Annotated in this window: 11 protein-coding genes; 10 read left to right on the top strand and 1 reads right to left on the bottom strand. The window is 65.1% G+C overall.

Translation table 11 applies throughout. The features are described from left to right. Window positions 1-59: 59 nt before the first annotated feature. Window positions 60-995, bottom strand: coding sequence for a UbiA family prenyltransferase (locus AC5WEY_RS21800; protein WP_495647509.1), 936 nt, complete (start codon window positions 993-995; stop codon window positions 60-62). A 224-nt stretch (window positions 996-1,219) separates the two neighbouring features. Here AC5WEY_RS21800 and AC5WEY_RS21795 point away from each other — a divergent pair, with 224 nt between their 5' ends. From AC5WEY_RS21795 to AC5WEY_RS21750, 10 genes are all read left to right on the top strand, one after another. After that, window positions 1,220-1,384, top strand: a complete 165-nt coding sequence (locus tag AC5WEY_RS21795) for a hypothetical protein (protein WP_495647508.1) — start codon at window positions 1,220-1,222, stop codon at window positions 1,382-1,384. Between the two features lie 98 nt (window positions 1,385-1,482). After that, window positions 1,483-10,029 (top strand): AMP-binding protein, encoded by an 8,547-nt coding sequence (locus tag AC5WEY_RS21790; RefSeq protein ID WP_495647507.1) that lies wholly within the window; start codon window positions 1,483-1,485, stop codon window positions 10,027-10,029. Next, window positions 10,026-10,946 (top strand): TauD/TfdA family dioxygenase, encoded by a 921-nt coding sequence (locus AC5WEY_RS21785; protein ID WP_495647506.1) that lies wholly within the window; start codon window positions 10,026-10,028, stop codon window positions 10,944-10,946. Before AC5WEY_RS21790 ends, AC5WEY_RS21785 begins: the two co-directional genes overlap by 4 nt. Continuing rightward, complete coding sequence (locus tag AC5WEY_RS21780; RefSeq protein ID WP_495647505.1) at window positions 10,943-13,039, top strand: non-ribosomal peptide synthetase; 2,097 nt, start codon at window positions 10,943-10,945, stop codon at window positions 13,037-13,039. The genes AC5WEY_RS21785 and AC5WEY_RS21780 overlap by 4 nt, the downstream gene beginning before the upstream one ends. Further along, the gene (locus AC5WEY_RS21775; RefSeq protein ID WP_495647504.1) at window positions 13,036-17,370 is read left to right on the top strand and encodes a condensation domain-containing protein; all 4,335 of its coding nucleotides are present in this window, start codon (window positions 13,036-13,038) and stop codon (window positions 17,368-17,370) included. The genes AC5WEY_RS21780 and AC5WEY_RS21775 overlap by 4 nt, the downstream gene beginning before the upstream one ends. Then, window positions 17,367-18,980: a cyclic peptide export ABC transporter gene (locus AC5WEY_RS21770; RefSeq protein WP_495647503.1), complete on the top strand. Its 1,614-nt coding sequence runs from the start codon at window positions 17,367-17,369 to the stop codon at window positions 18,978-18,980. Before AC5WEY_RS21775 ends, AC5WEY_RS21770 begins: the two co-directional genes overlap by 4 nt. Before the next feature lie 42 nt (window positions 18,981-19,022). Further along, window positions 19,023-19,226 carry an MbtH family protein gene (locus tag AC5WEY_RS21765; protein ID WP_495647502.1) on the top strand — a complete coding sequence of 68 codons (204 nt, stop codon included), beginning with the start codon at window positions 19,023-19,025 and terminating at the stop codon, window positions 19,224-19,226. Continuing rightward, complete coding sequence (locus AC5WEY_RS21760) at window positions 19,223-20,548, top strand: aminotransferase class III-fold pyridoxal phosphate-dependent enzyme (protein WP_495647501.1); 1,326 nt, start codon at window positions 19,223-19,225, stop codon at window positions 20,546-20,548. The genes AC5WEY_RS21765 and AC5WEY_RS21760 overlap by 4 nt, the downstream gene beginning before the upstream one ends. Then, window positions 20,545-22,374: a non-ribosomal peptide synthetase gene (locus AC5WEY_RS21755; RefSeq protein ID WP_495647500.1), complete on the top strand. Its 1,830-nt coding sequence runs from the start codon at window positions 20,545-20,547 to the stop codon at window positions 22,372-22,374. The genes AC5WEY_RS21760 and AC5WEY_RS21755 overlap by 4 nt, the downstream gene beginning before the upstream one ends. Beyond that, window positions 22,368-24,518 carry an MMPL family transporter gene (locus tag AC5WEY_RS21750; protein WP_495647499.1) on the top strand — a complete coding sequence of 717 codons (2,151 nt, stop codon included), beginning with the start codon at window positions 22,368-22,370 and terminating at the stop codon, window positions 24,516-24,518. Before AC5WEY_RS21755 ends, AC5WEY_RS21750 begins: the two co-directional genes overlap by 7 nt. Window positions 24,519-24,532 lie beyond the last annotated feature (14 nt).

The following is a 24,532-nucleotide window of genomic DNA, read 5'->3' as shown; positions in this document are numbered from 1 at the left end:
GCACCGAGCATTCAGCGACAATTTAACTCCGCCGTCGGTGAATGCGTACGAGGAGTCGATCACAGTACGAGACAGAGAGCGCCCGCATGCGCACCGTACTGGGAATACATGAATGCGTGGTAGGAGGTGCGTGCGTGCCATCGGTGCCTGCGTACCGCGACCGATCGGACCGCCATCGTCGCTGCGCCTGCGCACAGGAAGGCTGCGGGAACGACGAGCCCGGCGTTGGAGAACCGGGAGGCAACGAGGAAGCTCACGGCCACGGTGGTGGCGACAGCCGCAATGACGACGTGGGCCCCTCGTTCGCTCCATATCGCCAGCGTGAACCGGCCTGCTGCGCGATCGCCGTCCACGTCCGACAAGTCCTTCGCAAAGCCGCCGACACCCATCCATGCGGAAAGGGCTATCGCGAACACGAACACGGCGGGCGATGGTCCGGTGCCTGCCGCGCTCACACCAGCCGCATAGGTCGCGAACCCACCCCCGACGACCGAGGCCTGCACCCCACAGACCGTGTTCTTCAGGGGCACGGGGCCTGCGGAGTAAAGAAATCCCAAGACGAGCATCGCGGCACTGAGCAAGAAGACCTGCTCACCCGCCAGGTAACACAGGCCCGATCCGGTTGCTGCGAGGACGAACACGAGGATTCGTGCGAAGTCGGGGTCCAGAGACCCATGCGCCAGTGGCCGTGTCGACCCGTTCACTCGGTCGGTAGCCAGATCGCTCAATCCGTTCAGCAAGTAGATGGACCACGTCACGCATAGCCATCCCGAACAACACAGCGCCACCGCGAGCGCATTCGGAGCGACTCCCGATTCGAGAGAAGCAACGGCCACGATGGCGAGTAGGCGTAACTGAAAGATGATTTGCACTGCGGGGCGGGCCTCGGTCCATGCCGAACGGAGCGAGCACCACCACAGGAATTTCGCGGTGTAACCGACAGTCGTGCGCCCGGTGGTCGTTCCCGGATCGATGATTCCACTCCTGGTGGGCATGGGATCGATCGTCTACCGGAACGGGGCGTGCGTCTATGGGCCGAGAGTCGTAGTCCACTACGACCTTGGTCGTACGGGAGGGTGCACCTTCGCGGCGACCTCATTGGCTTTCGGCATTCTGCCACTTAACTTTTGAGCTGTAACACCGTATTCGACGGAATCGGAACCCGGCGCACGAGAACGACAGTCGCCGGCTCTCATCGGCCTACGAAGGTGGAATGCTCGTGAACACGGACTATGTCTGGTTGGCGCTCGGATGGATGGCCTTCATCGCCGTCATCATCGTGGTGGTCGTCGTTGCACTGGTGGTCCTGGTACGCGGACGCCAGCCGGCATCCCGATCGGCCGATCACCGCACGGTGCCGGCAAAGAACGACCCGGCGGAGTAAGTACCCCGGACCTGATCTACACCCCGCATTGCACCGTCGGAGCCGATGCGCGTCGTTCCTTCGGTGATCGCGACGCCAGTCCATGGGAGATCTGCGAGATGAATCGATTGACCGCCGCTCAGTCGGCGATGCTGTTCGACCAGATCGCCGAACCCACGGATGTGGGTAACAACGTCGTGGCGTCCGTGATCGTTGCGAGTGTGGCATCGGCGTCGGCGCACCGATCGGCCTGGGAGGACGCCTTACGACGCCACCCGGTTCTGACGAGCCGAATTGTGGCTCACGACAGCGGTTTCCGATTCCAGACGACCGACCGGTCGATGTCGGTCGACGTTGCTCAGGTGCCCAACGTGCGAGACCGGAGCGTACGAGAGGATCTCGCGCTTCGGGCGATGCAACCGTTCGACCTGTTCGCCGGCCCCCTCGTCCGAGCGGCAGTCCGCTGTGACGGACACCGTGCCGTGGTGTCGCTGGTGGTCCATCACATCTTGATCGACGTCGCAAGCGCACCACTGATTCTCAACGAGTACTTCGCGAACCTGCGAGCGCTCGAATTCGGCGAACCGGGAACGACGATCGATCCCGGAGCCAATTTCGAGCAGTTCGTCGACGCCGAGCAGGCCTACCTGCGATCCTCCGACGCGGAAGCAGACCGAGCGTACTGGCGGGCGGCGGTCGAGGGTTATTCGAACGATCCGTTGGCCGATCTGCCGACCTCGACCGACCCCGCTCACGACCCTCTCGAACCGTTCGTGCGCTTCGAGGCCGAGCCCGACGTCGCCGAAGCTCTTCGCGCGCATGCGAAGACGGCCGCTGTGTCGCCGGCCGCACTGTTCCTCGCAGCCTTCCAACGCGCTCTCGCCGCTGTCTCGACCTCCACCGCCGCCGACATCGCCGCCGACATCGCTGTCGGAATGCCGGTGCTGCAGCGCGACGAACGACATCTGACGACGCTGGGCAGCTTCACGCAACTCGCAGTAGCGCGTTCGCGTGTCGGGCTGTCGTTCGACGACGACCTTCGTGCAGCAGGCGCGGCCATTGCCGGGGCCAGGCGCCACGGACGCCTTCCGCTCTCGGAGTACGCGCAGTACGCCGACGAACCGTCACACCTGACTCGCACCACTTTTCTTTACGAACCGTCGCATCTGGCGTTCGGCACCGCCTTCGTTCTCGGTGATCGATGGGAATTCGACCTGTCGGGTTATCGGGCGAACCCGTATCCTGTGCCCTCGCAGACCGGCCAATTCGATCTGAGACTCCAGGTCGGACTGGTGCACGGAAGATACGTCTGTGCAGTGCATTTCGGACCGCGGTATCACCGTGCCGCGGTGCTGATCGCCGAACACATCCGAAACGATCTCCAGCGCATATCGGGACCGGCGTCCGTCGCTTTCGTCGAACCGGGTCGATTCGGGTCGGGTTGGGTGCACCCGGCCGATCGCGAGCCTGCGCCGCCACCTGCCGATGTGATCGCACGAATCGGCGACATCGCACGTTCGCACCCCAACCGGTCCGCAGTGTCGGCCGGTTCGAGCAGGCTGAATTACGCAGACCTGTGGCATTCGGCGAGTCGGGTGGCCCGTCTGCTGAGCGGTCGACGGGGCGAGCTCGTCGCTGTGTCGATGCCCAAGGAACCCGACACCGTGGCGGCAATGCTCGGGGTGATGTTGTCCGGCAACGCTTTCGTGGTCGTGGATCCGACGTATCCCGAGCAGCGGCGCGCCATCATGCTCGCCGGTATCGACGTGGTCGTCGTCGCTACCGGTACGAGGGGAGCGATTCCCGAGACGTTCACAGGGGCCGTCGTCGAACACGGCGGAGCGGTTGGGAGCCCTACTGCCGGTGCGCTCCCGATACCCGACCGCACACCTCCCACGCGTGCTGCATACGCCGTTCACACCTCGGGATCGACCGGACGGCCGAAACGGGTGCTCGTCGGTCGTGCAGCGCTGGCGTACTCCACGGCTGCACGCGATGTCGTGTACGACGAAGAGCCGCAACGCTTTCTGCACCTGTCATCGCTGTCGTTCGACAGTGCATACGCCGGTCTGTTCTGGACGTTGGTGCGCGGTGGTGAGCTGTTGCTCGTCGACACGGGGCAGCCGCGCTCGACCGCAGAACTGGCCGATATCGTCGCCCATCGGGGTGTCACCCACGTACTCGCCATCCCGTCGCTGTACGAGGCACTGCTCGACGAGTCCGCGAGCCTGTTCTCTGTGCGACAGGTGATCGTCGCGGGCGAGGAGTGCACCGAGGCTCTGGTCGATCGACACCATGCCAGACTTCCCGGTGCCACGCTGACCAACGAGTACGGGCCGTCCGAAAGTGCGATCTGGTCGACCGCCGATCACGTCGCGGCGAGTGAGCCGGTCACGATCGGGCGAGCAGTCCCCGGTATCGGTACTCGTGTGGTGGATGAATCCGGTCGCCCGGTCCCGGCAGGAACGTCCGGAGAACTTCATCTGACCGGCACACTGGCGTACGGATACGACGGCGACCCACGCACAACGGCCGACAAGTTTCGGCCCGATCCGTGGGGGACCGGCGGACGGCGGGTGTACACAACCGGGGACCGAGTGCGGATCGGATCCGACGGTCGGCTGGTGTTCGACGGCCGAGTCGACGAGCAGTTCAAGATCTCCGGGTTTCGTATCGAACCGCGCGAGGTCGAAGCAGTGGTGCGTCGGATCACCGGGCATCAATGCGTCGCGGGTGTCGCGACGGGGCCTGGTGGGCGCCGCGACCTCGTCATCGCCGTCGACCATGCCGTGTTCGCCGATGTGGATGTCGAATCGATGCTCTCGCGTATTCGCGAGGAGGTGCCTGCGCATCTCGTGCCGCGCGCTGTGAGGGCCGTCGAGTCCATCCCGCGCACTGTGAACGGCAAGGTGGACAGGCGTGCGGTTGCGGCACTGTTGTCCGAGGTCGCGGTCCCGACGACCGAGCGCGATGCGGCCGATGTGCCGTCGACCGACACCGACGGCCTTCTCCTGGATGCGGTTGGGCATGCGTTGTCGCGTGACGTCGACGCGAGCCGAACGTTCGTCGAACATGGCGGTGACTCGATCGCCGCCATGCGGGTCGTGGGATTTCTGCATCGACGGGGTGTGCAGCTGTCTCCTCGCCGACTTCTGGCACCGGTACCGCTACGCGAACTGTCGCTCGTCGCCGGCCAGGAGGTCGTTCCCTCCGTACGACCCAGCGGAGATCGGACGGATGCTCTGGCCACCAGCCGTGCTCAACGAGCGATGCTGCTGCAGACCGCGCAGGCGTCGTCACCGGGGGTCTACGTCGAGCAGTTGGTGCTCGAACTGTTGGGTGATGTCGACGTGGACCGTCTCGCCGCCGCGTGGCGAGCAGTGTTCGACGCCTTCCCGATCCTCGGTGCGCACGCCACTGCGGCCCCGTACCTCACCCTCGACACCGGACGAGCAGGCACCGTTCCGATCGATGTCCGCCACGGTGTTGCAAATTGGACCGACCTCCTGACCGAAGATCGTGCGCGCGGCTTCACCCTGCCGGTCGACTCGCTCTCGAGGGTGCTGATCGCGCCGAACGCGGAAGGTGTGCGGGTCCTGTGGACTCATCACCACGCGATCGCCGATGGCTGGTCCCTTCCTGTGATCGTCGCCGCTCTCGCTGCGGCGTACCGCTCGGGGGATGTCGGCGAGAGACAATCCGGATTCGAGTCGTCGGCGGACGAGTCGGCTGCCGCCCATCGATCGGGTGCACGCCCTCTGGTGGAGAGGCTGTCCGCGCCGACGGAGCTCGAACTCGATGCCCCCCGGACCCACACGATCACGCCACCGGTCGATCTCGACATCGTGGCCGACCGACTCGGCATCACGGAGGCCGCACTGGTCAACACGGTGTGGTCGCTGGTGCTCGGAAGTGTCTTCGGAGTGCAGACCGTCGAGCACGGCATGGTCAGCAGCGGCCGTCACATCGGCACACCGGGGATGGATCGCGCGGTGGGCATGTTCGTGCGGATCGACCCGATCACCTCGACGTGGAGCGACGTCACCGAGCTCATCGACCTCGGTGCTCACGTCGCCGATCGAGTGGCCGCCGCGATGGACGCACCTGTTGCCACCGGGTGGGCACCGGAGACCCTCGTGGTTGTCGAGAACTATCCGCTCGATCCGTCGGTGCTCTCGTTCGGACCAGGGATCGAGACTTCATCGGTCGAGCTCGTCGAACAGACCGAGTTCGCATTGGTTCTGCAGTACCGGACATGGCCGACGAGCGCGCTGCATCTGCACGTCGACACCACGACGGTCTCGCCCGCGGCCGCAGCAGCCGTGGCTCGACGAGTCGACGCCGTGCTGTCGGGGCTGGGAACCGCCACGCGTGACACCCCGGTTGCAGCGATTCTGACCGGCCCCGCTGACCGAGAGGTCGATCACGCTGTCGAACAATCGGTTTCGGTGGTCGAGAGATTCGCCGAGAACGCGCGGACATGTCCGGATCGGATTGCCCTTGTCGACGGTCGCGTCCGCACGACCTACGCCGAACTCGACAAGCTTCGTCGAGACGACGCGTCTCGGTTGCGTGCGGCCGGTGTCGCACCGGGGCACGTGGTGGCCGTCCACGCGCCGGCGTCGATTTCGCTGGCTCGTACGCTTCTCGCGATCGCGACGTTGGGTGCCACCTGGATGGTGGTCGACGACGACCTTCCGGCCCAGCGAGCCGACGCCATGCTCGCCCGATCCGGTGCGCACTGGTCGTTGGTGCCGGGTGAGCAGGCCGTGCGGTCGACCGTGGCGCTGCCGAGGTCCGAGGCGAGCCCTGCCGACCACCTCGCTTACCTGATCTTCACGTCCGGCACAACCGGTGAGCCCAAGGTGATCGCCGTGGAGCACGGCGCTCTTGCTCGCCATCTTTCCGGTACGTGCGCGCGTTTCGACTATCGGCCGACCGACGTCGTGTTGGTGTTCGGCTCGGTGGCGTTCGATGCATCGCTCGAACAGTTGTTGGGTGCACTGTATGTCGGCGCGACGGCGGTGGGGAGACCGAAGAACATCGTCGCACCGACCGAACTCGCACGGTTCCTGAACGAGTTCGCCGTCACCGTGTTCAACCCTCCCACCGGCTATTGGATCCAGTTCACCTCCACTGCGCTACCTCCGGCTGTGCGCACTGTCATCGTCGGTGGAGAAGCTCTGCCGGCGTGGGCAACTCGCGTACCGGACGGGGTGGCGCTCTGGAATGCGTACGGCCCGACGGAGGCAGTGGTGACGGCGCTCGCCCACCGCGTCGACGGCCAGCCGATCGATCCGCTCCCGATCGGCACGTCGCAGCCGCGCCGCGGTGCGGCGGTCCTCGGCCCCGACCTGCTGCGGGTCGCCGACGGCGTGATCGGCGAAATTTGGCTGACCGGCATTCTGGCAGCAGGCTATCTGGGCGACCCCAGAAGTACGGCCGATGCGTTCCGGCCGAACGCGGCCACCGGAGCATCGGCGGGCGAACGCATGTACCGCACTGCGGATCTGGGGTTCAGGGCGGCGGACGGTTCGATCACGTTCGTCGGCCGGGCCGACCGTCAGGCCAAGGTTCGAGGATACCGAGTCGATCCGGCCGAGATCGAGACCGCGGCTGTTGCAGTGGACGGCGTGGTCTCCGCGCGCGCACTGCTCGTCGCCCCCAGCGAGGGTGTGGCGGTACGCATCGAATGCGTTGTCGTGGTTCGAGACCGGGACGCTCGGTCCGTTCGTGCGGCGATGGGAACTACCTTGCCTGCCCATCTGGTGCCGGCGCGTGTGCACGTGGTCCCCGAGTTGCCGCTGACCCGAAACGGGAAAGTGGACGACGTCGCGTTGCGGACTCGGATTCTCGCCGGTACATCAGCCGTGGGTGACCCCGGCGACGCTGCCGACATCGACGGCATCGTCACCTCGGCGGTGCGGGAGGTTCTCGGCGTCACCGATCGAAACATCGGGTTCGTTTCCGCCGGAGGCGATTCGCTGCGTGCGCTGGAACTGTCGGCGATAGTGCGGCGCAGCGGTGTTCTACTCGACGTACAGGTAGCCCTCGCCGATGGCACCGTCGATGCCCTGGTGGCAACCGCATCCGTCGACCCGTCTGCCATGGCCGACGGTACCCAGCCGAATCGCAGCCGACTCCTGCCTCCGGCAGTGCACTGGTTCAGGGATCGCGTGTCGAGCGAGCCGGTCTCGCAGTGGAACATGGCAATTCGGCTCGAGCTGGATTACCTGCCGGACAGTGCACTCGTGGACGCGGCAGTGGCCGAAGTGCTTCGAGTACACCCCATGCTTCGAGTCCGACTCGAAGAGACGGACTCGGTTCGGGAGTTCGTTCTCGCCGAGGCATGCCCTGTTCTGTTCTTCTTCGACACGGTCGAGCAGGAAGTGACGAACGCGTGCAAGCGGGTGTTCAACATGCTGACCCGCCGAGTCGGCATCGACAACGGCACTCCGATCGGTTTCGGCGTCGTCCGAGCGATGGACTCGGGTGCGGCCACGATAATCGTGCTCGCGCATCACCTCGTCATGGATGTGGTCTCCCTGCACATCGTTGCGGGTGACTTGATCGAGGCCATCGCTCACGGCAACGACGGCGCTCGTCTTCCGTCCGAGCGCACCAGTGTTCACGAGTGGGTGCAATGGCTTGCCTCCGACGCGAGCGCGCCCGGCGCGTACGAGCGATGCCGCGCGGCCTATCGAGGATCTACGCCGACGGTCGCCGATGCCGGACGGATCGACCCGGGCACCGAGGGGAACGCAGTCTTGGTGCTCCGAAGTGTTTCCGCCGCGGTGATCGATACCGCGACGGCGGCCATCGGTGCCAGCGTCGAAGAGATCCTCCAGTCGGCGGCGGTCACGGCGTATGCAGACACAGCAGGTGCCTCACCGGTCGTCATCGAAGTCGAGACGCACGGACGTGAACTCGGTGCGGAGGGTATCGATCTCACTCGAACCGTCGGGTGGTTCACCGGACTGTCCGCGGTGCCGGTGCATCCCGCGACGCCGGCTGAGCAGATCGCCGAGATTCGGGCAAGACGTGCGTGTCTCGGCACCACCGGCCAGCTGCCCACGGTCTTGCGGTACGTGCTCGGGTCTGACCCGTGCCCGGGACTGCGTCCACACGTCGGCGTGAACTACGTCGGGCGACTCGACGACGACCGGACGGGTTCGGCGAGTGCCTACGGAGGGGGGCACCTGCGTGCTGCTCACGCCGCGAGGCCGGTCGCCGTGCAGATCGACGCCTGGTTCAGAGGCGGGGAATTCGTCGTGGCGGTCGAACACGTCGATGTCGAGTCGGCGGAACTGGTCGCGAATGCGATTGTCGCGGCGATGACAGCCGCGTCGGCGGCCCAGTCGATTGCGATCGCGGCAGGTCTGTGTGCGATCGATCTGCGCGGCAACACGATCGACGACGTACTTGCTTCCGGGCCTGTCGAGGCCCTCGCGCCGCTCACCGAGGTACAGGAGGCGATGTACCTGCGCAGCGGTTCCGATCCCGGTGCTGCGTACATCGAGCAGATCGTTCTGCGACTGCCGGACGGCATCGAGGTCGACCGGCTGCGTGCAGCCGTCCGATCCGCGGTCGCGGTGATGCCCCTTCTTCGCGGCGACATCGTGTGGGAGGGGCTCGCCGATCCGATTCTGGTGGTGCGAGCGCTCGCCGATCCGGTCTTCGTATCCGATACCGTCGATGCAAGGGCCGAAGTCGATTCTCTTGCAGAAGGTTCGGCCCTTTTTCGGGCCACCATCTCGGACGGCGTGTTGGCACTGACCTTTCACCATCTCGTCGCTGATGGCTGGACTGTTCGAATGCTGTTGCAGCACATCGACGATTACTACTTCGATCGCCCCGTACCGACGGAAGCCGATCACCGGATGCTCCTGCACATGGTGGTATCGGCGAATCGGCAGCGGCTTCCATCTCTCGACCGTTCTCCGGCGATGTTGCTGCCACCGCTCTATCGGGACGCGCCCGCGGCGGGCCACGGGAACATCGATCTGACCCGAAAGATCGAACCGGCGGCTGCTCGGCAGCTGCGGCGCGCCGCCGCGCGACGCGGTGTCACGTTGGCATCGCTCGCCCACGCAGGCTGGGCATTGCTGCTCGGCCGGTCCGGTCGACACGTGCGGTTCGGAAGCGTCGGACAACACCGTCCGGCCGGCCACGACGATTCGCCCGGCATGTACATCGAAACCCGCACGCTCGATGTACGACTGCCCGCAGATGTCGACGTTCTGCTGAAATCGATGCACAGCGCTCTGCGAACGGAGTCCGCATTCGATGTCCACGAACACGATCCTGATGATGCAGTCACGGCCGGTGTCGGTGCGATGTACGAGACCGCGGTGATCGTCGACGATGCGCGCGGAACGGGTACAGCTACAGAGTTTCTCGGTTACCCCGTCGATGTGCTGTCGACCCGTGAACGTACGGGCCTTGCACTGACCGCGTCGGTGATCGACCACGGCGGAGTGTCCGGCATCGAAGTGACCCTCAACTGCGATCTCGAGCAGGTGACCGAGCAGGACGGACACCGCATCCTCGCTGATCTCTTCGCGATCCTGACCGACCTCGCCGAGCCTTTCACTTCCACGGACCAAGGCGCTTCCGATCAGCCCATCAGCACTACAGCCGACTCTGCACCGAGGAGCACACGTTGACCACCACCACCAGCACGGCAATCGTCGTCGGGGCCGACGCGACCGCGTGGATCGATTCCCATCTGATCGAACTTCGCGAGATTCTCGCAACCGAGGGCGTGCTGCGTCTGCGCGGTCTCGGAGAGGCAGTTCAGGAGTTCGACGCGATCGCCGAAACTATAACGGGCGCTGCGCCACTCGAATATCACGGTGGCGCTACGCCGCGCACCCGAATCGATCGAAACGTGTATTCGTCCACGGATTTCCCGTCCGAATATGCGATCGATCTGCACTCGGAGATGGCGTACTCGCCTACCTGGCCGCTCTATCTCGCATTCTGCTGTGCGCAACCTCCGCAGTCCGGCGGGGCAACTCCGCTTGCATCGACGGTGGAGATCGCCGAGCGCGTGCCGAGTGGGCTTGCCGAGCGGCTCCGTCTTCTCGGTATCCGGTACCGGCGCGCCTTTCACCCGCTTCTGGGTATCGACTGGCGGAGTGCGTACGGCGTGAACGACGAGACCGAGCTGCTCGACGCTGCCGCCCGACGCGGAGAAAACATACGGATCGACGGTGACCTTGTCACGTCGTCGTGGACCCTGCCTGCATATCGCCACCGCGAGGGCGGCGTCGAATCGTGGTTCAACCAGATGGTCGCGTTCAACGTGCACACGCTGCCGTCAGGGGTGCGAGAGGACTTGCTCGATGTGGTGGGCGAGGACGGAATTCCCAAGAACACCCTGTTCGGTGACGGCACGCCGTTCGTCGAATCCGACATCAGCGCCGTGCGCGATGCGGTCGACGCGACGTCCACCGCTGTGCCCTGGGAGGCAGGGGATCTGACCATCGTCGACAACCGCCGGTTCGCGCATGGGCGGCAGCCGTACACCGGTTCGCGCGAGGTGCGGGTGTGCATGACCGGAGAGGGGAGTTGGGTATGACCGCCGATACGTTGTTCGCTCGTCTGGCCGGGGCATGGGTCGCGGTCGACGACACTGCGGGCCACGAACCGGCCGGGGTGACGGCGCGTGTGGCCGACGCCTCCATCGATGCCGTCGAGTCTGCAGTGCATGCTGCGCTGACGCCGTTTCTGTTGGGGGAAGGCACTATCGGTTCGCTGCAGACGACACGCACCGGCACCGGTTGGGTGGTCGACGCCGGTGACATCACCATCACGGCCACATCCGATCGGATGGAGGTCACGGCGCAGGTGGACGGGTGGACCTTGGATTCGTTGGTCGCGTCCTCCATCGCGACCGAAACAGCACGCCGACTCGACGTGGGTATCGCCGGTCACGAGTCCTTGCCCCCGGCGGGAAAGTTCGAGAGCGTCGATGTCGTCGAGCGCATCCGCGCACACGCCCGAACCACCCCCGACCGCAGTGCAATTCGATCCGCTACCGAGACGCTCGATTACGCGAACATGATCAGCGCCGCCGAGGTGCGAGCCGACGAACTCGATGCATCACGAGCCGGTCAGGTGGTCGCGGTGCGATTCGATCGGTCGATCGACTCGGTGGTGGAACTGCTCGGAGTTCTGATCTCGGGGCGCGCCTATCTGTTGTTGTCCTCCGACGACGAATCCGGTTATGCCCGTGTCGCATCGACCATCGCGTCGGGGAAGGAATCCGCCTCCGGCGACGTCGATCGAACGTCGGCCTCTGCCGCCGCGTACGTGCAGTTCACGTCGGGAACGTCGGGGCAGCCGAAGGCGATCGTCGTCGAACGGGCTCAGTTGTCGGCCTACTGTGCTTTTCTCGAGGCCGAGAACCTCTGCGGCCCAGGAGTGACCATGCCGGTCCTCAGCGCTCCCGAGTTCGACGCCATCGTCAAGCAGATCTGGGGGCAGCTCACCGCCGGGGGAACGGTGCTGCTGCCCGAGTCGGGCGACGTACTACGGGAGATCGACCGCGCTACTGCGATCGACACCGTGTCGATCAACACTGTGCCGACCGTGTGGAATCAATTCCTGGACGTGGCTGCGCAACGTCCGATCACGACACAAGGAACGCTACTGCTCGGTGGTGAGGCGCTCGATCCGGTTCTGGTCGACCGCACCCGGGCACTGTGGCCGGGCGTACGTATCGTCAATCTGTACGGACCATCCGAATGCACCTCCAACGCAACGTTCTTACGCGAGGTCACCTGCAGGCGCGATCGCACCCCCATCGGCACTGCCATCCGTGGTTCGATCGCAGTCGTACTCGACGACCGGCTGGCCGCCGTTCCCGTCGGGGCCGTCGGGACCCTGCACATCTCGGGTGACAGCGTTGCGCGCGGCTACCACGGCGACACGCGTCGCACTGCGGCCTCGTTCCTGCCGATGGCAGTGGACCGCGGGACCGGATCGGGCATCAGGATGTACGCGACCGGTGACCGCGTGCGAGCCACGTCCGACGGGCTGGTCTATCTGGGCCGTACCGATGCCGAAGTGAAGGTGAACGGAGTCCGAACCGACCTCGAGGCTCTGCGCAACGACGTAGCCGTCGTCCAGGGGGTGACGAGTGCCGCCGTGATAGTGGTGGACGGCGGGATCGACATCGTCGTCGAATGCGCACCTCGAGAGCGTGACGATGTGGTCGCATCGGTGCGAGAACGAGTCGACACCACCTGGCGACGCGAATTGCGCACCAGCCGGGTGCGCTGGGTGGCCGAGATTCCTCGTACCGAGGTGGGCAAGGTCGATGTCTCGGCCCTCGCCCGGTACGCGGACCGGCCGGCGGTGTCGGAAGGCCTCGAATCAACGGCAGCAGCCGCATCGTCCGCCGCTCCGCACCGCGTGCTCGAAACGATCTGGACGTCCGTGCTCGGATCCGAGCCGACTCGGGCGTCGTCCATCGTTGCGCTCGGCGGCGATTCGATGAAGCAGCTCAAGATCGTCGCGCTGTACCGGCGCATTCTCAAAGTGGATGTCTCACTGCACGATTTCAAGCAACGCGACACCCTGGGTGAACACGAGGACCTACTTCTCGAGCGCGTCGACGTCGCCCACCTCGACCGAATGGCCGCATCGTTGAACGGGGCGAAACGGTGAGCGACATCGATCTCCTTCTCGCTGTCGCAGACACGGCCGTCGACTCGACGGTGTCCTTGGATCCGCGGACACCCAGCTCGTATCAGGAACGCCTCTGGAGAGCTCACTGCGCTGCACCGTCGACCGCATATTCGGTGCCGTGTGTGTTCGATCTGGACGGCGGAGACAGCGCTACCGTGCTCGCGGCGATTCTCCAGGTCCTGGCAGCACACGACGTGTTCGCTACGCGCATCGTCGACGCGGACGGCCCCGGCTTCGTACTCGAACCCGTCGGTCCGATCGTTCCCGAGATCGCGGTCGTGGACGACGTGGACATCGCGACCGAGGAACTGCTTGCACGTGGGTGGACGAGCGGACCGTTGGTGCGTGTCGCCCTGTATCGCCGAGAGGGTCGAGCGGACCGCATTGCCTTGGTGTTCCACCATGCCGTCATCGACGGCCATTCGGTGTCGCTCCTGATCGCCGACATCGCCCGAGAGCTCGCCGAACCGGGTGTGTCCTCGATTCGGACTCGTCCCCGCTACCGCGATGTAGCCCGCGTACGGCGTTCGTCCAGGTCATGGTGGACACAGCATCTGGCCGCGGTGCCGTATCGCCGGGCCTGGCGGCCGTCCGAGCCCGGCGAATCAGTCGTCACTCGGGCTCCGGTGACGGCCGGTCGTCGGGATGCCTCGAGCTGGTTCACTGCAGTCGCCGTCACGCTGGCGAGGCTCCTCGGCGCGGAGGTTCTGTGCCTGTCGGTGCCGCTGGCCAATCGTCGAGAGGTCGAGGAATTCGATGTGGTCGGCCCACTGGTGAGCACCGTGCCCGTGGTCGTCGAGGTGCGCAAGACCGATACTCTCGGCACGGTCCGTGGCCGCATCGAAGCGCTGATCGAGGATGCGAGCGAGCACGCCGACGTAGATCTGGCAGGAGTGGTCGCCGACTTACGCCGCGATGACCCCGAGTTCTTTCTGCCGACCGAGGTGTTCGTCAATGTCCAGAGCGTCGATCGATCCGACATCGCGCTGGGTGGCGCGACAGCCAGGCCTGTCGCGGTGCACACAGGTGAGATGAAAGCCGCACTGACGGTGAGTATCTCGGCTACCGATTCACCGGAAGTGCAGATCGAGTCGGCGCTGCCGGGTTGGTCGGAGGTGACACACGACGGCATTCGAGACGTTCTGCTCACCGTTCTCGCCGCAGATCCGGTCGTAATCGTTGCGGAGCTGCCGCTCGGCGTCACGGGTCGGACAGCGTCTCGGTCGACGGTCGACACCTCGATTCTCGCGCCGCTGCTGTCCGCGACCGACGATTCCCGATTAGCGCTGGTGGCGCCCGATCGCACCCTCACCCGCGCGGAGCTGGTTCGGGAAATTCGCCTGCGTGCAGGAGTTCTGACGCAGCACGGTGTGGTCCCAGGAGACGCAGTCCTGTTGACGGTCGAGCGCGATCACGAGTTCGTGGTGTGGGCGGCGGCGATCATGGCGATCGGCGCAGCGTACGTTCCGGTGGACACTCGGCACGGAGCAGCCCGCCTTACTTCCGTTGCGGCACAGTCGAATGCGAAGTCGGGGGTGTTCTCGGACATCTCTCTCGCTCCGCCCGGCCTCGACATGATCGACCGCGCACCGGTTGATGCCGAGGTCGATGCGGTCGAGCTGCCGGGTGTCGTGTCAGGTCTCCCCGCTTATGTCATCTTCACCTCGGGAACCACCGGCACTCCCAAGGGTGTCCCGGTCACCCACGCCAATCTGTTGGCGCTGCGCGATTCCACTGCCTCGATCATCGGGACGGGCGACATCGTCTCCGCCGTGCACGCGTTCACCTTCGACTTCAGTGTCTGGGAGATCTGGATTGCACTCTCGCTCGGGGCACGCGTCGTGATCTACGAGGAGGGCGTCGCCCGCGACCCCTTCGAGTTGGCCGTGCGGCTGAACCAGGACCGTGTGAGCGTTGTGTCGCTGACGAATTCGGCGTTCGGTTCGCTCATTGCGGCGCGGCCGGCACTGCCGTCGTTGCGACGCGTGGTGCTCGGCGGGGAGCAGGTCTCGTCCGGCTACGTGCAGCAGTGGCTCGACACGGTCGAACACCCGACGGGGCGTGTCGACGTCATCAATATGCTCGGTGCCACCGAGACCACGGTGCACACCACTCGGCGGGTGGTCACCCGGACCGATCTCGAGGCCCCCGCCGTCCAGGTGGGCGAACCGCTCGCACATCTCGACGTCGTTGTTATCGACGCGGCCGGTCGGGCACTGCCGAGGGGCCTCGAAGGCCAGATAACCGTTCGTGGTTCAGGTCTGGCTCTCGGCTATCTCGGACGCGGTCGGCTGACGGCGTCGCGCTTCGTCCCCGATCCGTTTCCCGATGCTCTGCCCGGGTCGAGGCTCTACCTCACGGGCGACAAGGGGCGGTGGCTCGCGCCACGCGAACTACACGTCGACGGTCGCATCGACTCACAGGTGAAAGTCCGCGGACACCGGATCGAAACGGCTGGGGTCGAGGCTGTGCTCGAGCAACTCCCCGGTGTTCGGCGTGCCTGCGTCGTTGCCCACGAGAACCGTTTGCTCGCGTTCGTCGACGCCGCCGACGACTGCGCCGATCTGTATGCCGGTGCTGCCGATGGTCTGGCTGCCTACGAGGTACCCGACCGAATCCATCGCGTGCATGAGTTCCCGGTGACGGTCAACGGCAAGCTCGATCGTCGAGTGGAGTCGCTGGCGGCGGTGGCGCTCCCGCCGGAGGTTAGTCAGCCTGACGAATCGAACTCTGCCCGAGGGTGGTTCGATCACGCACTCACCGATGCGCTGGGAGTTCAGGCGCTTGACGAAGACCGCTCGTTCCTGGCCAACGGCGGCGATTCGATCCTCGCAGTCCGCCTCGTCAGCGATGTTCGCTCGCGTGGAACAGAACTCGGAATCGGCGATGTACTCGGCGCATCGAGTCTGAGAGAGCTTGCCGCACTCGTTGCAGATCGTGGGCACAGGACCGAGCCCGAAGACGAAGAGCTGCCACCGTTCTCGCTGATCGACGCCGAGGTTCGTGATGGCCTGCCCTACGACGTGGCCGATGCGTACCCGTTGTCGGCAGCGCAGGAGGGCATGTTGTTCCATATTCGCTCCGATTCGGCCGTGGGGGTCTACCACAACACGGTCAGCGTGCGCATTCGCGGTGGGCTCGATCCGTTGGCGTTTCGAGTGGCTCTCGCCGATACCGTGCGCAGGCACGAGGTGCTGCGAACCTCCGTCGACGAGTGGAGTGCAGCGGAGCCCGTGCAGTTGGTGCATCGGCATGTGGCCACACCCCTGTCGGTGGTTTCGGTGCCTGCCGGTTCGGACGCCGATGCGGTGATCGACGAGATCGTCTCCGCGGAACGAGTGCGCCCGTTCGACCTCGACCGGGCACCGCTGTTTCGTCTCACGCTGGTTCGCGTCGCGCCGGGGGAGGACCAGCTGATCATCAGCGACAGCCACCTCGTGCTCGACGGGTGGAGTTGGACCTCGACACTGGCCGAGATCGTCGACCGGCACAATGCTTTGCTCCGACGAGATCAGGCGTACGACACCACCTACAAACCCGTACCCGTCAAGTTCGTCGATTTCGTTGCAGCCGAGCGACGTGCGCGATCGTCCGCAGCGACATCGCGAGCCTGGGCCGAGCACCTACGCGGCGTCCGGCCGCGACGGGTGGCCGATGTTCGCAGCATCGGTGACAGAGACGTCCGACGCACCGAGATCGACGCCGACGCTCTGCGTGAACGTGCCGCAGCAGCAGGTATTTCGGTTCGTCACCTCGCGATGGCCGTGCACGTTCACGCGCTTGCCGATGTTTTCGGCGATCGTGAACTGGTCACCGGGATAACCGCGAACGGGCGGCTCGAGCGTCAGGGCGGTGTCGACGCCCGCGGGATGTTTCTGAACATGCTTCCACTGCAGCTGCGTGCCCTGGCCGATCCGATCGTCACAGCGGAGGAATGCGCGCGCACCGAGGCAGCCTTGATGCCGCATCGACGCCTGCCGAACGTGGACATAACAACGGCGGTCGGCAAGGGACCGTTGTTCGACTACGGATTCAATTTCGTTCGGTTTCATCGCCTTTCGGACATCGAGAGGACGCACACCTTCGGTTCGAAGGACGATGATTCCCACTTCGCACAGGAGGACACCGACTTCGCCTTGATGGCGACGTTCTCGATACACCCACCCGAGCATCGACTCGCGTTGATGCTCGTCGTCGACACCGCCCGGGTGTCACCGCCGCGGCACAGACGGATCATCCAGGCGTACCGCGCAGCACTGGCCGAAGCGGCACCAGCGGTCGACGCCACCGAAGGAGACACCGAATCATGAAAACACTGCTCGCAGTTCTACTTCGAGGCGGCCGCGGCATCTCGGCTCTTGCCGTGATCGCGGGGATCGTCACCGGCGTTGCCACCATCGTCATGGTCGCGACCATCACCAGCGCGGTCACCTCCGACACCGGACTCGACGCGTTGGCACCGTTCGTAGCGGCGGCCGTAGCGGTATTGCTGTCCGGTGCGTTGGCATCGAACGCGTTGGTACGGGTGACGCAGAAGTCGGTCGATCGACTGCGTACGAAGCTCGTCGACGACCTGCTGTCGGTGCCGCTGCGCCGATTCGAGTCGTTCGGCACTGCGCGTGCGATGGCGGTGCTGACCGAGGACCTCGCCGCAGTGGGGCAGGCTGTGCAGTCCCTGCCGTTGCTGCTCATCAACTCGGTGATCGTCGTCTGCGCATTGGGGTACGTGGGCATGTTGTCGCTCGTTGCGTTGGGAGTGTTGGCACTGGTCATCGTCGTCGGTGGCAGTGCCTACGCGTTCGCGAACGGCAAAGCCGGAGCTCATATGTACCGAGCCCGGGAAGCTCAGGACGGTCTGCACGAGACGTACCAGTCCATCACGCACGGCTTCAAGGACGTCAAGCTCAGCTCCCGACTGAGAGCATCCCTGGTGGAGCAGGACCTGCATCGGCAATCCGCCGACTACGCACGCAGTGTCGTCAGGGGTTCCACCGTCAGCCTCGTCACGGGGTATTGGGGGCAGATGCTCTTCCTGGCGTGTGTCGGTGCCGTCGCCTTCGGCGGAGACGCGCTCGGCATTCCGGCACAGGATCGGGTCGGTGTCGCACTCGCCGTTCTTTACCTGAACACCCCGCTCGTCACCGTACTCAACATCGGACCGGTTCTATCGCGTGCCGTCGTCGCACTGCGCCGAATCGGCGAGGTCGCGACGCTGCGCGACGACAGCGAAGCATTCGTCGCTGTCGATCGACCCGCGGTGGTCGACGATATCGGCGTCGAGGACATGGCATTCGCGTACGACGCTGCCTCGCCAGGGGAGACCTTCGCGATCGGACCGGTGACACAGCGCTTCGCCCGCGGCACCATCACCTACCTGGTGGGCGGAAATGGCAGCGGCAAAAGCACATTGGGCCGCGTACTGTCCGGGTTGTACACCCCGGACGGTGGCTCGCTCGAGATCGACGGCAGTGCGCTCTCACCGAGTGAGATCGTTGCGTATCGGGAGAACGTCTCGGCGTGCTTCGCCGACTCGTACGTGTTCGGACGGTTGCGGTCGGCCGATCCCGAGGTCGCCGCGCGTGCCCGCTACTGGTTGCGCGAGTTGGGGCTCGACTCGATCGTCGAGCTCGACGGGGAACGACTGATCTTCGACGGGCTCTCGAGCGGGCAGCGCAAGCGGCTTGCACTGGTGGAAACGTTGGCCGATCCGCGCGACGTCGTGGTGCTCGACGAGTGGGCCGCAGAACAGGATCCAGAGAACCGCCACCGCTTCTACACCGACATCCTTCCGCGTATTCGCGACGAAGGACGCATCGTGATCGTCGTGACCCACGACGATCGGTACTTCGACCTGTGCGATCACCTCGTCAAGCTCGAGCGTGGTGCGCAGGTGCTCGTCGATCAGCCCGTACACAACTGACGCAAGCCATCACGCAACCAGTCGAAGGAACAGGGGATCACAGTGCAGGACAACATTTCCGAATGGACCGTCGTACGCAACGACGAGGAACAGCATTCGATCTGGCCGGCGGAACGACCACTGCCGCTGGGGTGGTACGAGGTCGGATTCACCGGTGATCGTGAGGCGTGCCTGGACCATATCGAGGTCGTGTGGACCGATATTCGCCCTTTGTCCCTTCGCCGGGCGCTGGGGGTGGCACGATGACCGTCCTCGACACTGTGTCAGGAGTCCCCTCGTCACTGGCCCGGACTCTCGTGGGCGATTTTCTACCGATGACCATCGACATCGAGCGGTCGTCCGGTTCCTACCTCTGGGACGAGGCGGCCGGTCGACCGGTCTTGGACTTCGGGATGTTCTTCTCGTCCTCCCCACTCGGCCACAACCCCACACCGCTCGCACACATCGAAGCCGAGCGAAAGCTTCTGGCAGCAGCCAAGATGAAGCCCTCGAACCCGGATTTCGCGTCCCGTGTCCTGGCCGATTCGGTCGAGACCTTTCGTCGTCTGCTGATGCCGGAGGACATGCCGCATCTGTTCCTCATCGACGGCGGTGCGGCTGCCGTCGAGAACGCACTGAAGGTCGCCTTCGACTGGAAATCCCAGCGAGCGGGCACCGACGAATCGAATCTGCAAGCGCTGCATCTTCGTTGGGCCTTCCACGGTCGAAGCGGTTACACCATGTCTTTGACCAATACCGATCCGGCCAAGACAGCAAGGTTTCCCAAATTCGACTGGCCCAGAATCGAAGCACCGGCTCGCGGCGAGGACGGTGGTGACGAAGCCGACCGAGCCGATCTCAGTGAGGCCGAATGCCGGACACTCGCCGAGATCGAAGCGACTCTCGTCGCCGACGGTGAGAGAATTGCGTGCTTCGTCTACGAGCCGATTCAAGGGGAGGGTGGTGACCGACACCTGGGCGCTGCCTTCCTGAGAGCCGCGCAAGCATTGTGCGTCGAGCACGACGTTCTCACCATCGCGGACGAAGTCCAGACCGGTGGTGGCATAGTCGGCACACGTTGGGCGCACGAGGCATTGGGTCTGCGTCCCGACCTGGTGGCGTTCGGAAAGCGTCTGCAGGTGTGCGGAGTCATCGGTGGCCGTCGCGTCGACGATCTCGACACCAACGCGTTCGCCGTACCAGGACGGATCAGCTCGACCTGGGGTGGTTCGTTGGTGGATCTGGTGCGATTTGCACTGCTCTACGAGTACATCGCGCGAGAGAACGTGATCGCGCGAGCGGCCGCGATGGGTCCCTTCGTGCGCGCCGGACTCGACGAAATAGTGAGTTCTTCGGGCGGTCGTGCCACTTCGGCCCGGTCGCGTGGTTTGTGGGGGGCCGTCACACTGTCCTCTCGCGAGATGCGCGACGCAGTCCTCGGCACCGCATTGGACGAATACGACACGGTACTACTGCCGTGCGGGACCAGGTCGATTCGTTGGCGTCCGTCGATGTTGGCCACCGAGCAGGAACTGGCGCTCTCGTTCGACGCAGTGACTCGCTCGCTGACGGCGGTGGGGCGCTCGTGACAGCCTTCGTCGACGATCTGGCGTTCACCGGGCTCTCTGAGCGCTTCGGCGACCGTCCCGTGCAGCTCTGCGTGGACGGAGAATTGGGTGTCGCCGCCCTCGAACAACGGAGCGCAGAGGTCCGCAGCACCTTGACTCGCGCCGGTGTCGGTCGCGGGCACGTCGTCGCAGTGAAGGGTCGCCGCGACTCCTGGTTGCTGCCGACGTTGCTGGGCATACTCGGTGCAGGTGCTGCGTACACGGTCATTCCGTACAACAGCCCGCAGGCCGTCGAGACGCTGCTGCTCGAGACCGTCGAGCCGGCCGCCATGGTGGTGTGGGAGGACCTGCATCCGGCGTCCTGGCGCGGCCGGCCTTCGGTAGCACTCGGCGACGCGGTCGTCTTTCTCTTCGGTTCGTTCGAGCCGGCTTCTCCCGCACCGCGCAGCATCGACGATCCCGCTTACATCATCACCACGTCCGGGACGTCGGGTACGCCGAAAGCCGTTCTGGTACCGCACCGAGCCGTAATGGCATTTCTCGACGCCTCCTGCGGGGTGGTCGCCCTGTCGAGATCCGATGTCGTGGCAGCGCGGTCATCCGCAGCCTTCGATCTTTCGGTGTGGGAACTGTTCGCATCGGTGGGGGCGGGCACCACCGCGGTCCTCGTCGTGGAAGGTGTTGCGGCCGATACTGCTCGGCTGCACGAGCTTCTATCGCAGACGGGTGCGTCCGTGCTCTCGACCACACCGTCCGCGGCCTATCAACTCGGCGCGTACGACGAGTCGGTCGGTGGTGGGCTGGCGCTGCGACAGTTGCTCGTGGGCGGCGAAGCCTCCGACGGTGGCAGGCTTGCCGACGTCATGGCCGCACCGTCTTTCGGCCCGTGCCGGCTGGTCAATTGGTACGGCCCGACGGAGGTTACGGTGTCCTGCACCGGCGGCGAACTCGTAGAAGAGGATCTCGCCGAACCGCGGACGCCCATCGGGCCCGCTCTGCCGGGCGTGAGAACGCAGGTTCTGCCCGTTGCCGACGATGTCGGTTCGATCGACGGCCTCGGACAGCTTGCGTTGGGCGGTGCCCAACTCGCACACGGATACCTCGGAAACCCTCGCGCGACTGCAGCAGCGTTCGTCCCGGACCCAGCCGGGCACGGTGATCGGCTGTATCTGACCGGGGACATCGTCGGTACCGATGCCGGCGACCGGTTCGTGTATCACGGCCGCGCCGACGACCAGGTGCAGTTGCGGGGATACCGGCTCGAGCTCGGCGAGGTGGAACGAGCGATTGCGTCCCACCCGGGGATTCGGTGGTCCCATGCCACGGTCGGCGGCACGGACCTCGATGTTCTCGTCGCGTATTTCGCCACCTTCGAGGAGATCGGTGTCGATCGTGCGGAGTTGTGGTCGCAGCTCTATCGCACGTTGCCGCGCCACGCAGTCCCTGCCGCTCTGGTGAACGTGGCCGATGTTCCGGTCACCGTCGGTCAGAAGTTGGATGTCGCGAAGTTGCCTGAGCCGGTGGTCACCGACTTCGTTGCCGGTACGACAGCGGGCCGGGCGGCGGAGACCGATACCGAGGAGCGGCTGCTGACGCTGTGGCGACGTCTGCTGGGAATCGAAGAGATCGGTACAGATCACCATTTCTTCGCGCTGGGTGGCCACTCCTTGTTGGTCGCGCGCTTGGTCAACGGCATCGCCCGTGAGTTCGGGGTGCGGTTGCAGTTGGCGGATGTAGTGGAGGGACTGACCGTGCGCGAGATCGCGTCGGTCGTGGACAGAGAAACTAATCGTCTGTCGGTCGGCGCATCGGCGTCGAGCCGTGGACAGGAGGAGATGTCATGGTGACCACGAGGGAGAGGCCCCCGATAGAGGGTGCGACGAGGGATGGCTCCATCCTGGAACGTTTCGCGGGAGTGGCCAGGTGGAGTTATCGCCATCGACTCGTAGTGCTTGCGGGATGGCTTGTAGCGCTTGTGTTGTCGGCCGGTGCCTACGTGGGGCTCGGTATGTCCGAGTTGTCTCCGGCGGAAGGGTTCGTAGGCGAATCCGGTGCAGCGGAGCAGCTGGAAACGGGCTCGGACTTCCTGTCCTCGCGTACCGAAACGATTCTGGTGCAGGGCAGCTCGGCGCAGGACTCCGATCGCATCGCGGACGAATTGGCCGCGGCCCTGGCAGGGACGGCGCAGGAGCCGCCGGAGAAGTTGTCGGCCGCTACAGGGGACCAACGGGTTCTGCAGGTGTTGCTGCCCGATGAGCAGGCATCGCCGTCCGAGCGCGTGCAGGGGATCGAGTCTGCGATCGAGAGCGCCCGCGAGACCAACCCGGGTGCTGCCGTATCGGCTACCGGGCCCATCTCGGTGCAAGCCGACGTGACCACCAGTTACGGTGAGCGACTGGTGTTGCTGGAAATGCTCAGCCTGCCCGTCACGGCCGTCGTGTTGTTCCTCGTGTTCGCCGGTCTGATTGCCACGTTGATCCCGCTTGTCACCGGCCTTGCGGTGGTGGCACTGGCGATCCTCTGGAGCGGGCCGACGTCGTTGTTGGTGCCCATGGAAAGCAATCAGATGAGTGTCATCTTGCTGATGGGTCTCGCTCTGGGCGTGGACTATTCGTTGTTCTTCGTCAGGCGCGCTCGCGAGGAGTTCGCCCGATCCGGTGACGCCGACGCGGCCGCAACGATCGCGGTGTCGATGACCGTGCGCTCGGTTCTGGTGGCCGGTTTGGTGACCGGTGTGTCGGTGATCGCAGCATTCCTGACCGAGTCGCCGATTTTTCACTCGCTCACACTCGGCATCATTCTCGTCGTCGTCGCCGCGATGCTCGCGTCGATCACCTTGCTCCCGGCGCTGTTGGCCTTGGGGCGTCGACGAGTTGTCCGGCAGCTGTTCGGCAAGACTCCGAACGACGCAACGGAGGAGACAGGCTTCTGGGGGCGTCTGTCGGGTACGGTCGTTCGGCGCCCGGTGCCGGCGCTGCTCGCCGGACTGGCCGTGATGGTCTTGTTGGCAGCACCAGTTGCGACCATGAAGTTGCAGTTTCCGGGAACCGACAGCATGCCGCGAACTTTCGAGACGCTGCGCACGCTGGACGACGTGTCCGAGCAGTTCCCGCTGTACGGCGTCAGCCACACCGTGGTCACCGAGACCGACGGTGACGTGGCGGGTGCCTCGGCCGCACTCACGGACATCGCCGAGAACGCGGCGGGGCTGCCCGGATTCGACGGGCAGGTACGTGACGTCCAGGTCTCCACGGACGAGTCGGTGGCGCGCGTCGAGATCGGCACCGACGCAGACGGTATCGATGCGCAGTCCGCGAGGGATTCGCTGAACGAGTTGCGAAGCAACGTCGTTCCGGAGTTCGCCGGTGATCGTGACATTCTCGTCGGTGGTGAGACTGCAGTCAGTGTCGACGTCTCGGACTCGACGTCGCGTGATCTGCTGATCGTCATTCCGATCGTCCTGCTGGTCGCTTTCGCGCTGATCTACCTCGCGTTCCGCAGTGTCGGGCTGGCCGCTCTGAGCGTGGGCCTGAACCTGCTGTCCGTTCTCGCGTCCTACGGCATCCTGGTGCTGTTGTTCCAGTACGGCTGGGGTGCATCGGTGTTCGGTTCGGAGTACGTCGGTCCGGTGGTGACTCTGCTGCCGGTGATGATGCTGGTCATCCTCATCGGCCTGTCGATGGACTATCACGTCTTCATCCTCACTCGGGTGCGCGAAGCATTCGGTCGTGGCCTCGGCGTCGAGGATGCCGTCCGGCAGGGTGTGGTCCGGTCCGCGCCGCCGGTTACCGCGGCTGCGGCTGTGATGGTCGTGATCTTCGCTATGTTCACGTTGTTGCCCACGCCGGAGATGAAACAGCTCGGTGTGGGGCTCGCGGCAGCAATTGCTTTGGACGCCACAGTTGTTCGCGGCATTCTCGTTCCCGCTGCATTGCGATTGCTGGGTGCGAGCGTATGGAAGCGCTCTCTCTCGGGCGCGGGACACCACTGACCGAGCAACCGAGT

It is taken from the genome of Rhodococcoides sp. S146-33 (assembly GCF_059489205.1).
Note: the sequence above shows the minus strand (reverse complement) of the source record. Positions and strands in the feature narration are given on the sequence as shown.